This window comes from Flavobacterium lindanitolerans, from assembly GCF_002846575.1.
Lineage (GTDB): Bacteria > Bacteroidota > Bacteroidia > Flavobacteriales > Flavobacteriaceae > Flavobacterium > Flavobacterium lindanitolerans.
This window is the reverse complement of the sequence record NZ_PJND01000007.1, coordinates 2036353-2050280: the sequence shown is the minus strand read 5'-3', so window position 1 is coordinate 2050280 and position 13928 is coordinate 2036353. Positions and strand designations below refer to the sequence as shown.

The following is a 13928-nucleotide window of genomic DNA, read 5'->3' as shown; positions in this document are numbered from 1 at the left end:
TTTTTTGGGGTGCTTTCGGGAATCGAACCCTGTTCTTCAGAACCACAATCTGAGGTTTTACCTAATAAACTAAAAGCACCATTTCGGCTCATATCAGATTACTTGCAACTTTCTCCAAGAGACAGTCGGGAAGGTTAGCCAGTAACCCCAATGAGCCAGTTCCTTTCCAGAACTTATGTGACCACGATGGGATTCGAACTTACGACCGCCTGCTTAGAAGGCAGAAGGTCTATCCCATCTCTTTTAGGCATAAAAAAAGCACCTCGTTAAAGGTGCTTCATATCATACTATCAGGATAAGATTATCCTATCAGCCTGTAATGATTATACACCTGTGTTTTATAAAATCGGCTATCGAGACTTGGGAAAGCTATATCTGTGTTATGTCGTCTAAAAGCAAACACTTCTTTATAGTTGATAGCTGTTAGTTGATAGTCTATAGTTGTCATATCTTAAATCTTAATTTTTTCTTCGGCAAAGATAAAGTCGAAAAAATCAAACTTACAAATTATTTTTAAATTTATTTTATTGAAAATCAAATAGTTAAACTAAATTAAAACAAAAGAAATCCTGTCCGCTATGAAGCAGATATTTTGAAATATTCAAATGACTGTCTCTCATTTGGTTAGTTTCCAATTTTTATTTTCTATTTTTTATATCAGGCATGAAACATTTTTTACTTTTTTTAGGCTGTGTCTTGAAAAACACATGTTTTTTTATCATTTTAATTGTTTTTTTTATTTCCAAAACCTTTCCTGATTTGTCTTATCAGTTTTCAAAATAGCGGTAAAACAAAAAAGCGCCCTGATGTCAGGACGCTTTTTATATAGTTTTGGATTTACCAATTACAAATTGTACTTGAAATCTTTACAATACATACCACATCCCTGGCGCCTCGCCTGAAGTTTAGCTCCATTGTGATCGCTTACAAGTCTGAATGACGGAGCACTATGTTGGTATATTGTATTCATTTCGAGGGCAAATGTAATTGTTTTTTTGAAATAGTGATAGTTTGTAAGGAAATATACGATTCAGGAATACAAGTTTTTCCGGATATTAATCAAAGTTTCTAATGCTTTTTTTTCATTTGGATACTCTGGCAGGGTTGATCTAGTATTTTATCAATCATAGTAAGTAATCTTTCAACTTTAATACATTTCGTTACACCTCATGAAACCGCTTTTCAGAAAATAAGGTCATTGGAAAAACAAATTTATAAAAGAATAGCAGGCTAAAAATTGCCTGCTATTTTTAATCTTCTCTGCTTCCATCGTCTGCCATACGTACCATTTTAGGGGTAAATTTCGCTACTACATCCACCAGTTCCTGTTGTGATGCCATAACCTGATTAATATCTTTATAGGCCATTGGCGCTTCATCCAACCCGGCACCAATTAGCGTTACGCCATGATGATTTAGGACGGCCTGCATCTCAATTTTGGTAATCGTCCTAAAAGCCTGACCTCTGCTCATCTGTCGTCCGGCACCATGCGAAGCCGAATTGATGGCATTTTCTTCTCCTTTTCCTCTAACCAAAAATCCCGGTGCGGTCATACTTCCCGGTATGATTCCCATCACGCCTTTTCCGGCCGGAGTCGCTCCTTTTCTATGAACGATAACTTCTTCCCCATTCCAGATTTCTTTCCATGCAAAATTATGATGGTTCTCCACTTTCGCTAATACCTCAGCACCTAATGCCTGCTGCATCTTGTTGTGGATGATTTCATGACAAGCCGAAGCGTAATCTCCCGCCAAATTCATAGCTATCCAATATTCTTGTCCTATCTCTGAATTCATATCCAGATAAGCCAGGTTTCTCGCCACTTCCGGTAACGGGCACAGTTCTTTTGCAATTTTAGTATAATGCCCGGCAACAGTTGCTCCAAAACCTCTGGAACCCGAATGTGTCAGTAAGGCAACATATTTTCCTTTAGAAATACCTAAAACGGCATCATCCGATTCAAATTCTAAAATACCAAATTCTACGAAATGGTTTCCTCCTCCGGAAGAACCCAATTGTGACCAGGCCTTATCTTTTAAATTTTTGATAAAAGGATTGCTTTCAAAATTAGGATTCTCCAATACGGCATGGTCTGCTCTGTATTGTCCCTGAAAACCATGTCCGGCTCCAAATTTAGAATGGGCTATCAGTTCTCTCTTAAATTTATGTTCGTTCTCATAATAATATGCTTCCGGAATATCATAAACCGACAAGGCCATTCTGCAACCAATATCCACGCCTACTCCATAAGGAATAATAGCATTTTGCGTAGCCAATACACCTCCAATTGGTAGTCCGTAGCCTTGATGTGCATCCGGCATCAGGGCACCTGCAACCGTAACAGGCAATTGCATAGCAATTTTCATCTGTTCAATAGCACCTGCTTCAATATGGTCTAATCCATAAGATGAAAAAGCTTTTGGGTTTGGATTCAGGGCAATAAAATCTTCTGGTTTTTCTGCTAACTTTTCGATTAATGCAGTAGCCAGTCTCCCAAAAAGCGCATCGTCTATATATTCCTCCGGGGTCTCCAGTACTTTTTTATACAATTCCAGCATCTGCTCTTTTGTATGGCCAGTTCTCTTTTTGTTTACTTTTAAAGCAATCCCGATGACGCTTCCCTGAGGGTATCCTAATTCCAGCAAATCGGTTCCGTTGATTGGTGTTTTCATGTTTTCCATTTTTTGATGGTACAAAGCTGAAATCAAAGTACGCAATTATTTTGCGCAGTTATTTTTTTTGTTATCTTACTGCTTAAATTGTTGATTCTATACAAAATAAAAGGATATAAAAAAGTATGACTAATATCACTTTTCTATTTTTAAACTTTATTTAATTTTGATTATAACAATCCTAATATTAAAGAGAAAAAACAGTTGGAAATAAATTAAAAATAAGAAAATGGACAAAACATTAGACAGAAAGCCAGCCAAGAAATGTTACGAACATATTGGAGGAAAGCTTGGAATGCTTTTATTAGAACAGTTTATAGCAAAGGGCTGGTTAGCAAAGGAAAAACCGGATGACAAAAATTTTTATATCACTGATATAGGAATACTTCAGTTTACAAAATTAGGCATTGACCTATCACAAATTAAATCTTGATTTTATGAATATAAGTGACTTCGATAATTTTTTTCTTCCTGCCAAAAATCTTGATGAGGCAAAGGAATTCTATAAAGACAAACTCGGACTTGAGATTAAGTTTGATTTTTCAGATAAAGGTATGACAGCCTTTAAAGTAGGTCAAAATGAGCCGGCAATTATTGTAAGTACTATGCAAAATGCAAAACCGGCTATTTGGTTTACTGTAGATAACGTACAGGAAGCCTACGAGATTCTAAAGCAGAAAGGAATAACGTTTTTGAGCGAACCATTTGAAATAATGACCGGCTTGGCCGTAGAATTTAACGACCCGTTTGGCAATAAACTAGGATTAACCGATTATTCCAAGCTAAACAAAAAGGAATGAAAAAATAAATCCGAAACAATACAACTTAAAAGACTAAACCAATCAAAATGATTCTGATTGGTTTCTGAATGTAACCTTGATGAGATTCGAACTCACATTCCCTCTCGGGCATTACGGCTGCAAATACGCTTCCCTACTTTCCCTCACGATTTCGGTGCTTCTGTAAATTCTACCCATTAGTCCGCGCAGGTCTAACCAGAATATCCGTAAACTCAATGGCCAGTAAATTTTGCCACAGGCTTTTCCCTTTAAGCTACAAGGCCATTTTGATAGTACAAAGATGACAGTATTCCTACGCAATTATTTTGCGCAGTAAAAAGGAATTTTTATTTTTGATTAAACCAATAAATGCCTCTTTGTCACTTTCTATTTAAAATCTGAAAAAATGTCTCAAAACAAAAATGCTCTTATCCGTTATAAAACCATTGACAAATGCCTGCAAAACCAGTACAGGAAATGGACTCTGGAAGATTTAATGGAAGCCTGTTCTGAAGCATTGTTTGAATATGAAGGCAAAGAAAGTTCCGTAAGCAAGAGGACAACACAACTCGACATCCAGCTTATGCGAAGTGAAAAACTGGGCTACAATGCGCCTATTGTCGTCTATGACAAAAAGTATTACAAATATGAAGACGAAGAATATACTATTACCGACATCCCATTAACTGAAACAGATATCAATGTATTGACCGAAACCGTTTCCATGCTCAAACAGTTTAAAGATTTTTCTTTGTTCAGCGATGTATCCGATATATTACAGCGTCTTGAAGATAAGATTTATGCGGAGAAATCGCATACGCAACCCGTTATTTATCTGGACAAAAACGAAAACCTAAAAGGATTGCATTTTCTTGACATACTCTACCAGGCCATTATTAAGAAAGTTGTAGTAGTACTTAATTATAAATCGTTCAAATCCAGAGAACCACAGCAGTTTATCTTCCATCCATATATATTAAAGGAATTCAACAACCGCTGGTTTCTGGTTGGTAAGAAAAAAGTATCCCAGCCTATTGTTAACCTGGCATTAGACCGCATTGAGGCAGTAGATTTTGATTTTGCTCATCCGTATGCGGAAGAAAATTTCAATGCCGAAAATTTTTATAAAGATGTCATTGGTGTTACGGTCAACCAGGGACAGCGAGTCAGAACTATTCGTTTATGGATAGATTCCGATAATGCACCGTATGTAATAACAAAACCATTCCACCACTCCCAAAAGATAGAAGAACATCGGGAAGACAGAAGCATTGTAATCAGCTTGATGTTAAAAATCAATTACGAATTCGAAAGACTGATTATGGGATTTGGGGAAGGAATTGAAGTACTGGCACCCGAAAGCCTAAGACAGCGAATCAGTGACAAACATAAAAAGGCATTGAGAAAATACGATTTGCCCGTTAAATAAATCCCAACACCTATCGTCTATATCAGATAAAAACAGAACTTAGCATCATGCAGCTACAGTATTTCAAGCCCAAAAGTAAACTCCTTTCCCAATATCTCGAAGGTTATTATTTCTTAGAAAAAGAAAGAAATGAACCTACTGTGGAGTATTTTACTTTCCCAAACAATTTTAGTATTGTATCCGTGCTTGACAATACCCGATTAGTGATGGATAATAATGGTGCTTTTGCCAAAGAAAAAAAAGGAGTTCCTTTTATTTCCACACTTATCTGCCATTATAAAAAACCTTTCAAAATACATTATGAAGGTAAAATCAGAGAAATTACTTTTTACTTCAAGCCATTAGGACTGAATGCCTTTATTCCAAAACAGTTGAAATATTATCTTGAAAACTATTCCAGTTCTTTTATTCCTTTCGAAGATTATGAAACGACCTTTAAATCAATCTTAAATGAAAGTAACATGGAAGAACAGCGAAACCAGATTGAAAAATACTGGCTATCCAAACTAATCGGTTTTGAAAATCCTTTAATACAGGATGTGGCGCTGGAACTGACACAAAATGCTGAAGCAGCTTCTATTGAACAGCTTGCAGCAAAACACCACACGAGCCGGCAAAATATTGCAAGACAGTTCCATATCCATTTAGGCAAGACACCTTCAGAATTTAGAAAAATCCAACGATTCAGGGAAACGATGGCTAAAAATACCGGGCTTGCCAATAACGATAAAAACAAAGGAACCTTGAATTACGACAGCTCTTTTTATGACCAGTCACACCTTATCAAAGATTTTAAAGCCTTTACGGGATTAGCTCCCAAAGCATTTTTTAAGTCGGTTTCTTTACAGGAAAATGCCACGATAAACTGGCTGTTTCTATAAGGAGCAAAAGTTTTTTACTAAACTTAGAAACATATAAAAAAGGCTGCCGGTTGGTATTGGCAGCCTATGATATGCTTTATAAAAAATCGTATTACGATGCCAAAAGCGCATCCAGATTTTCCAATCCGGCAGTAAATCCTTCTTTGAAGCCCATTGCTATTATCTTTTCAAGGTCCTCCAAACTTTTATACACTATTTCGATATTGACAATCGTTGAGCCGGATTGTTCCTTAAATGTATTAGTCCAGAACGACCTTTCGAAACTGGTATCTACGGTTCCGTTTTCATCACAGAAAGCATCAAACGTAGAAAAACTTTCCAATTCCCTGATTTTTTCAAAGTCTGCCCTTGCCCAATGTTTTGAACCATCTGGACCAACCATAGCATAAAGCCAAAATCCTCCGTCACTGAAATCCATGGCCTTAGTTTCCGCTTTCCATGGTTTTGGTGCCCACCATTGGTCTAAAAGTTCACTTTTGGTCCAGGCAGCCCATACTCTGTCACGGGTTGCTGCAAATTCTCTTTCTACCCTGATTTTGTTATTTTCCTTATCAACGGTAAAATTCATTAAAAGATTGTGTCCCATTTTTTTTGATTTAAGTTATTCAATATTATCCAGTTAGCAAAACACTTTATACAAAATTTAGAAGATTGCTTTATTCTATTATTTATTAGCAACCATTCAGTTGCAAATATAAGCAACTTTTTGGTTGCACAAAATATTTTAGTGCTTTTTTGAACAATACTAATGAAAATGAGTTACCAAACGTAAAGAATAGAGTAAATGTAAGGCCCGGAGCCTGTGTATAATAAATTAAGCTGATCCGCTAAATAAATTCCATTGACAATGAATTTATAATGGTATTCTCCTTTTGGAAGCGTGACTGTACATGCCCATCGGTCATTTATCCGCTGCATTGATATTGGTTTCCATTCGGAGAAATCACCTGATAAGAAGACCTCTTCTGCTCCTTCAAAATCGTTCATTTGAAACATTACAGTTTGGTCCTGTTGTTTTCCAAATAAAGTGGCGACATAATTTTCAGGATCATTATCAAAAACTTTGGTAAAATAGTGATTGCTTTCTTCTAATCGTCCTTCTTTTCTATTAGCAACACCCAGCCATGTATCAATTTCTTTATTCTCAGGTTCATATTTTTTTAGGCATTCAAGAAAACGGATACCATCATTTGCCTTACCAATCGCTATGGCTTGTATTGCCAGTTCAATTACTTCATGGTTATTAAAATTGTATTCTTTTGAGTGATTTTGCCGTAAAGAATCATAGGCTGAAATAGCACCATCAATACCATCTGTACTATACTTATCAATTATTATCTGATAAATACTCTTAGGGAAATAGGTAGCCATATCCTGAAAATGTTTTCCTTTTTTTAATTCTTCAGCCAATGAAATAACAACTGGCGTTTTAAAATCATTTTTATAGTACAGGTGAAAATTTTTCTTTTTTAACTCCACAGCCATAGAATAATTGGTTATAGTATTACTTGGTTTCTTTTGAGCCGTTCGTTGGAGGATAGTGATAATATCCTGCAAAGCATAAGTACCTTTCTTCTTTAAATAATCATTGGCTACATCTCTGCGCCAGCATGTTTCATAATGCCCATTTTTAATGCAATAATTAGTCAGAGCAAAGTTGTCAGTTGCTTTCGTCTCAATAAAACTTCCGTGAACAGTGGCATAATCACCATTGGCATCACCAATAAAAAGCTGGGCTCCCGTCAATCGTACCAGGTTATATTTTGAAATAAATTTCAGGGCTTCTTTGACAGTTTTACAGTTTTTCAGGATATAGGTAACTACTTCTTCTTCCCTATTTTTCTTTTTAGGGTCATGAGAAACAGCTATTGCATCAATTGCCGTATAATCCAGAAACAAGCCATGTTCATTCATACCGCCTTGCGGATTTTTATACATCAGACCATTTATTTTTTCATCATCCGATAATTCCGTCCAAATCATATAACCGTATGATTTCCCTGAAACGGGAAAATACCATAACCGATAAGAAAGAGAAGTATCTTCATCTTCATTGTTTCCAATCCAGACGTTTCGTCCGTCATTGGCCATAAAAATTGTACAGGCATTTGATAATTCTATGCCGAAAAAAATGAGTACTAAAAAAAATAGAGTGGATTTCATAAATAGGAGTTTAAAAGGCCAAAATTAGCCTGAAAAATATACCTGCCTGTTCGTGTTTATCCAGCCGAACCGATTTATTTCTTTATATTTTGCTTCTGATATTGGCTGGGTGACAAACCAGCCCATTTTTTAAAAGCCGTATTAAAAGTGGTCTTTGAATTAAAACCCGAAGCAAAGGCAATACCCAACATATTCAGTCCTTCTGACTTGTCAGACAACAGTAGCCGTTTTGCTTCTTCAACTCTTTTACTATTGATGTAGTTGTAAAAATTATTGCCTGTTACTTCATTAATCAGATAAGAAGTATCATGAATACTGATTTTGAGTTTGTCAGCCAGAATCGGGAGACTTAATTCATTGTCTAAAAAAATCTTTTCGTCCGTCATCAGTCTGTCGAGTTGTTCCGATAGTATTTCAACTTCATTTTTTTCCAAACGCGCCGATTTTTTTGAATCGTCATTTTGTGGTGTTTCAAAAAGCTCTGAAATGTCCTGCAACTCTTTTTTGTCAAAAGCGAAAATGGTTCGCTGTCTGATCGAAAAATACGCCAGAAAAAAAGCAGAGATAGCATAGGCTACTGGCATTACTTTTAGCATAAAAGACATTCCTACCAAAGCATCATTTATCCAGAATAGTAAAACAAGAGCCAGAATCAGTAAAAAATACCGGAGCCACTCGAGATTGATTTCTTTGACAGAGGCTGTTATCAATCGTAGGTTCTTTTCGTGACGTGCTAAGGCAAAATAACTCAAACCAATATATAGCAACAGCTGTACAGGCAACAAATCACGGACAAGGAAATCGGCATATCCAATGCTAAACATTTTTTGTCTTATCAGGCTTCCGTCACCAGAAAAAAGAAAGCATTCAATAAGTACATAGAATAGAAAAGGAAAAAAATGCAGCCCATCTTTTGGTGTAAGAGTTTTGGTCGGATTTACAAAATAAAGTGTTGCCAGCAAAAGGCTTGGCGCCATCAGAAATTGTATTGCATTTAGAAATAGAATCAGATAACCGGTTGCTTCTCCAAAACTGATTCCTAAAAAAGAACTGCCCATAAGGACTACAAAAAAGGCAAGCCATCTATTTGCTTTGCTGTTTTGTTTCAATGGATGAAAAAAAAGCAAAAAGCTCAGAAGGAAGCACGATCCCGTAGAAAAATACATTAGGGCAAGATTCATTTGGAAAAAATTTAGTTTTTCGACTCTCAAATCTATGAAAACATTATTAATTCTTAAAAAACATAACTACCACTATTAACATACTTTCATGCTAATGTATGTGGCTTATCAAAATTTATATATTTGTATCAAAACAAACCCAATGCTGCACGAATTTCCTTTTTATCTTGCTGTTATCCTAGCCATTATTTTTTTAGTAATGCTGGCCAACAAAATCAAAGTTGCTTATCCTATCCTATTGGTATTGGCAGGTCTTGCCATCAGTTTTATTCCGGGTATTCCATTAGTCAAAATTGACCCCGAATTAATCTTTATTATCTTTTTGCCACCGCTTTTATATGAAGCGGCATGGTCTACTTCATGGAAAGAGCTTTGGCGATGGCGCAGGATTATTGGCAGTTTCGCCTTTCTGATTGTTTTTCTTACGGCTCTTGTTGTTGCAGTTGTTTCCAATCATTTTATTCCCGGATTTTCCCTGGCGCTTGGTTTTCTTTTGGGCGGTATTGTTTCACCTCCGGATGCCGTGAGTGTTGGCGCCATTCTGAAATTTGTAAAAGTACCCAAACGATTGGCCTCCATGCTTGAAGGCGAAAGTCTGCTCAATGATGCATCCAGCTTAATTGTTTTCCGTTTTGCCCTGATAGCTATCGGGACGGGACAGTTCGTATTACAGGAAGCCGCCATCAATTTTAGCTGGATGGTATTTGGTGGAGTAGCTATTGGCGTGTCTATAGCTTTTGTATTCTTCAAAGTACACAAGCTCCTGCCAACAGATGTCAATATGGATATAGTACTGACACTAGTGGCTCCTTATATTATGTATATGCTTGCGGAAGAACTGCATAGTTCCGGTGTATTATCTGTTGTTAGTGGTGGCTTATTTCTTTCTAAAAGAAGTCACCAGTTTTTATCCAGCAGCAGCCGATTACGGGCCGTAAATTTTTGGGAATCCTTAGTATTTGTGCTCAACGGACTGGTATTCATGTTTATCGGGCTTGAACTTCCTGAAATTGTGGACGGTTTGGGTGCTATAGGCCTTTCAACCGCTATAGGCTATGGAGTACTGATTACAGGTGTACTTATTGTTGTACGGATTCTCTGTGCTTATGGCGCTGTTATTGTCACATTGATTGCCCGTAATTTTATTACCGTAGCCGAAACAAGAAATCCTGGCATAAAAGGTCCCTTCGTTTTAGGATGGGCGGGCATGCGAGGCGTGGTGTCATTAGCAGCTGCCTTGTCGATTCCGGTTCATCTGGATAACGGCATGCCTTTTCCGCAACGTCACCTTATACTGTTTATCACTTTTGTAGTCATCCTGCTTACTTTGGTATTGCAAGGACTTACATTACCATTCATTATCCGGAAATTTAACCTGCCGGAATACGACCATCCGTTAAGCGATGAAGAATCGTACCATCAAATGTATAAAAAGCTTACGCAGCAAAGTCTGGAACATTTAAAAAGTAACTTTTCAAAAGAACTCGAAGAACAGGCTGTTTTACAACAAATGGCCCGCAAATGGGAAGACGCTAACTATCTGCCGGACGATGCTTCAATGATAGTCGAATGTAAAACGGTGTATCTTTCTATACTCGACCAGCAACGGCAGTGGCTTCGTGATTGGAATCAGGACCATCATATCAATGAAGAAGTCGTGCGCAGGCATTTACGCCGATTAGACATTGAAGAAGAAAAAATGTCATTTCAATAATTTGTATCAATAAAAGAAATAAATCAGCCAGGGTAGCCTGGCTTTTTTTATGCTTTTATCCAAATCAAACCTCATGCCTGATGAGCTTTATTGAACATTGCGTAAAAGTTAGAAAAAGTTTAAAATCATTTTTTTTCTGTTAAAAAATAAAAATAAACTCATTTACTATGCGTGCATAATATTTTATTTTGTATATTTGAAATAACCTAATACTTTATGAAAGATAAAACTATAGACTATATACTAAGAGCGACCTGGCAAGCCGTCTCCAGAATGTATAATGAAGAAGCCGCAAAATATGGTGCCACTATGGCCACAGGATTTGCCTTGCTAAGCCTTGACAAAGATAAAGGTTCACCATCAACAACCTTAGGTCCTAAAATGGGTATGGAGCCTACAAGCCTTACCCGGACACTGAAATCGATGGAAGAAAAAGGATTGATAACCCGAAAGAAAAATCCTGTTGATGGACGTGGCGTATTGATTCATCTTACAAAGTTCGGAAAAGAAAAAAGAGAGCTTTCTAAGAACACCGTACTTAAATTTAATGAAAAAATAAGGGAACATATACCGGAAGAAAAACTGCTGCATTTTATTGAAGTGGCTGAAACTATCAATACACTAATCGCAGACAAAAATATCTTCTCGGACATACCCGAAGAAAAACAGATGCAAACAACAAACAAATAATAGTAAGGAATGAAACGACTGATTAAAAAAGTTGCTGTCATAGGGTCAGGAATCATGGGGTCAGGTATTGCCTGTCATTTCGCTAATATCGGAGTAGAAGTACTTTTACTTGATATTGTTCCTCGAGAATTAACCGAAGCAGAACAAAAAAAAGGACTCACGCTTGAAAGCAAAGTAGTCCGAAACCGAATCGTAAACGAACACTTGGCGAATGCCTTGAAATCGAAGCCCTCGCCTATTTACAATATAAAATTTGCCGACAGGATAACTACCGGAAATACTACAGACGACCTGTCAAAAATAGCAGAAGCCGACTGGATTATCGAGGTTGTTGTAGAACGACTTGATATCAAAAAACAGGTTTTCGAACAAATTGAAAAATATAGAAAACCGGGCACCTTAATTACTTCAAACACCTCCGGAATCCCGATTCATTTTATGAGCGAAGGAAGAAGCGAAGATTTCCAGAAACATTTCTGTGGAACGCATTTCTTTAATCCGGCACGATATCTTAAACTTTTTGAAATCATACCAGGTCCAAAAACCTCAACAGAAGTATTGGATTTCCTGAATAATTATGGAGAACAATTCTTAGGCAAAACATCGGTCATAGCCAAAGACACTCCGGCATTTATTGGAAACCGTATCGGAATTTTCGGTATCATGAGCCTTTTCCATCAGGTCAAGGAGCTTGGCCTTACCATAGAAGAAGTAGACAAATTGACCGGACCGGTTATTGGCCGGCCAAAATCAGCTACGTTCAGGACCGTAGATGTTGTAGGGCTTGACACATTAGTGCATGTAGCCAACGGACTTTATGAAGGAGTTCCGAATGATGAAGCCCACGAACTCTTCAAACTACCGGAATTCATCAGCAAAATGATGGAAAACAAATGGTTGGGAAGCAAGACCGGACAAGGTTTTTATAAGAAAGTAGACAAAGACATCTTATCGCTTGATTTAGATACTTTAGAATACAGAGCGCCTAAAAAAGCATCTTTCGCAACTCTGGAACTCACAAAAACAATTGATAAACCAATTGACCGCTTTAAGGTTCTGGTAAAAGGAACAGACAAGGCAGGAGAATTTTACAGAAAGAATTTTGCCGGAATGTTTGCCTATGTAGCCAACAGAGTTCCTGAAATTACTGAAGATTTCTATAAAATAGACGATGCCATGAAAGCCGGTTTTGGTTGGGAAAATGGCCCATTCGAAATCTGGGATGCTATTGGTGTTGAAAAAGGAATCGAACTGATGAAAGCCGAAGGACACGAACCGGCAGCCTGGGTTACAGAAATGCTGGCATCCGGAAATAAATCGTTCTATACCATCAAAGATGGCGCGACTTATTTTTATGACAGGGCTTCCAAATCCCAGAAAAAAGTTCCGGGACAGGATGCTTTTATCCTACTGAACAACATCCGCGAAAGCAAAAAGGTATGGAGCAACAGCGGAGCTGTTATTCATGATTTGGGCGATGGAATCCTGAATCTGGAATTCCAGTCCAAAATGAATACTATTGGTGGTGACGTACTTCAGGGAATTAATAAAGCCATCGACCTTGCTGAAAAAGAATATAACGGATTAGTTATTGGAAACCAGGGGGCTAATTTCTCTGTGGGTGCCAATATCGGAATGATTTTCATGATGGCTGTTGAGCAGGAATATGACGAACTGAATATGGCTATCAAATTATTTCAGGACACTATGATGCGTGTTCGTTATTCCGGTGTTCCTGTAGTGGTAGCACCACACGGAATGACTTTAGGAGGCGGCTGTGAAATGAGCATGCACGCAGATAAGGTCGTTGCAGCGGCAGAAACCTACATTGGTTTGGTAGAGTTTGGAGTAGGTGTTATTCCTGGTGGAGGTGGTTCTAAAGAAATGGCCTTGAGAGCTTCTGACCTTTTCCGAAAAAATGACGTAGAATTAAATGTACTTCAGGAATATTTCTTAACGGTTGCTATGGCTAAAGTTTCAACTTCGGCTTATGAAGCTTATGACTTAGGCATCCTGCAGCACGGAAAAGACGTAGTGGTTGTAAATAAAGACCGCCAGATTGCGGAAGCCAAGAAACACGCCCTGATTATGGCAGAAGCCGGATATACACAGCCTGTAAGACGCAAGGATGTAAAAGTTTTGGGAAAACAGGCACTGGGAATGTTTCTGGTTGGAACAGACAGTATGGAAGCCGGGCATTACATTTCTGAACACGATAAGAAAATTGCCAACAAACTGGCCTATGTTATGGCTGGAGGTGATTTGTCTGAACCAACATTGGTTACTGAACAATATCTTTTGGATATTGAAAGAGAAGCCTTTTTATCATTATGTACCGAAAGAAAAACTTTGGAAAGAATCCAGTACATGCTGACCAAAGGGAAACCATTGAGAAACTAATCGAGATTAAAGAGACTAG

The 13928-nt window shown here is 37.6% G+C and carries 11 protein-coding genes and 1 tRNA gene; 7 read left to right on the top strand and 5 right to left on the bottom strand.

All coding sequences use genetic code 11. The annotated features are described in order from the left end of the window. Positions 1-5: 5 nt before the first annotated feature. Positions 6-79, bottom strand: a tRNA-His gene (locus tag B0G92_RS09125). A gap of 1171 nt (positions 80-1250) precedes the next feature. Further along, positions 1251-2672, bottom strand: a complete 1422-nt coding sequence (locus tag B0G92_RS09120; RefSeq protein ID WP_101472061.1) for an RtcB family protein — start codon at positions 2670-2672, stop codon at positions 1251-1253. Between the two features lie 229 nt (positions 2673-2901). Here B0G92_RS09120 and B0G92_RS09115 point away from each other — a divergent pair, with 229 nt between their 5' ends. The 4 genes from B0G92_RS09115 (at position 2902) to B0G92_RS09100 (ending at position 5761) form a co-directional block, all read left to right on the top strand. After that, positions 2902-3105, top strand: coding sequence for an ArsR family transcriptional regulator (locus tag B0G92_RS09115; RefSeq protein WP_101471878.1), 204 nt, complete (start codon positions 2902-2904; stop codon positions 3103-3105). A gap of 4 nt (positions 3106-3109) precedes the next feature. Then, positions 3110-3472, top strand: a complete 363-nt coding sequence (locus B0G92_RS09110; protein ID WP_218971849.1) for a VOC family protein — start codon at positions 3110-3112, stop codon at positions 3470-3472. 385 nt (positions 3473-3857) lie between these two features. Next, the gene (locus tag B0G92_RS09105) at positions 3858-4880 is read left to right on the top strand and encodes a helix-turn-helix transcriptional regulator (protein ID WP_101471877.1); all 1023 of its coding nucleotides are present in this window, start codon (positions 3858-3860) and stop codon (positions 4878-4880) included. A 47-nt stretch (positions 4881-4927) separates the two neighbouring features. Further along, positions 4928-5761, top strand: coding sequence for a helix-turn-helix domain-containing protein (locus tag B0G92_RS09100; protein ID WP_101471876.1), 834 nt, complete (start codon positions 4928-4930; stop codon positions 5759-5761). Between the two features lie 91 nt (positions 5762-5852). Here B0G92_RS09100 and B0G92_RS09095 read toward each other — a convergent pair whose 3' ends face one another. The 3 genes from B0G92_RS09095 to B0G92_RS09085 form a co-directional block, all read right to left on the bottom strand. Then, on the bottom strand, positions 5853-6347 hold the full coding sequence (locus B0G92_RS09095; protein ID WP_101471875.1) for an SRPBCC family protein: 495 nt from the start codon (positions 6345-6347) through the stop codon (positions 5853-5855). A gap of 173 nt (positions 6348-6520) precedes the next feature. Next, positions 6521-7924: a carcinine hydrolase/isopenicillin-N N-acyltransferase family protein gene (locus B0G92_RS09090; protein ID WP_101471874.1), complete on the bottom strand. Its 1404-nt coding sequence runs from the start codon at positions 7922-7924 to the stop codon at positions 6521-6523. Positions 7925-7998: 74 nt separating this feature from the next. Next, positions 7999-9105, bottom strand: coding sequence for a helix-turn-helix domain-containing protein (locus B0G92_RS09085; RefSeq protein WP_101471873.1), 1107 nt, complete (start codon positions 9103-9105; stop codon positions 7999-8001). Between the two features lie 142 nt (positions 9106-9247). Here B0G92_RS09085 and B0G92_RS09080 point away from each other — a divergent pair, with 142 nt between their 5' ends. The 3 genes from B0G92_RS09080 (at position 9248) to B0G92_RS09070 (ending at position 13909) form a co-directional block, all read left to right on the top strand. Next, the gene (locus tag B0G92_RS09080; RefSeq protein WP_101471872.1) at positions 9248-10819 is read left to right on the top strand and encodes a Na+/H+ antiporter; all 1572 of its coding nucleotides are present in this window, start codon (positions 9248-9250) and stop codon (positions 10817-10819) included. A 216-nt stretch (positions 10820-11035) separates the two neighbouring features. Then, a complete protein-coding gene (locus B0G92_RS09075) occupies positions 11036-11509 on the top strand; it encodes a MarR family winged helix-turn-helix transcriptional regulator (protein WP_056070982.1) in 474 nt (157 codons plus the stop codon). 9 nt (positions 11510-11518) lie between these two features. After that, positions 11519-13909 carry a 3-hydroxyacyl-CoA dehydrogenase/enoyl-CoA hydratase family protein gene (locus B0G92_RS09070; protein WP_056070980.1) on the top strand — a complete coding sequence of 797 codons (2391 nt, stop codon included), beginning with the start codon at positions 11519-11521 and terminating at the stop codon, positions 13907-13909. Positions 13910-13928 lie beyond the last annotated feature (19 nt).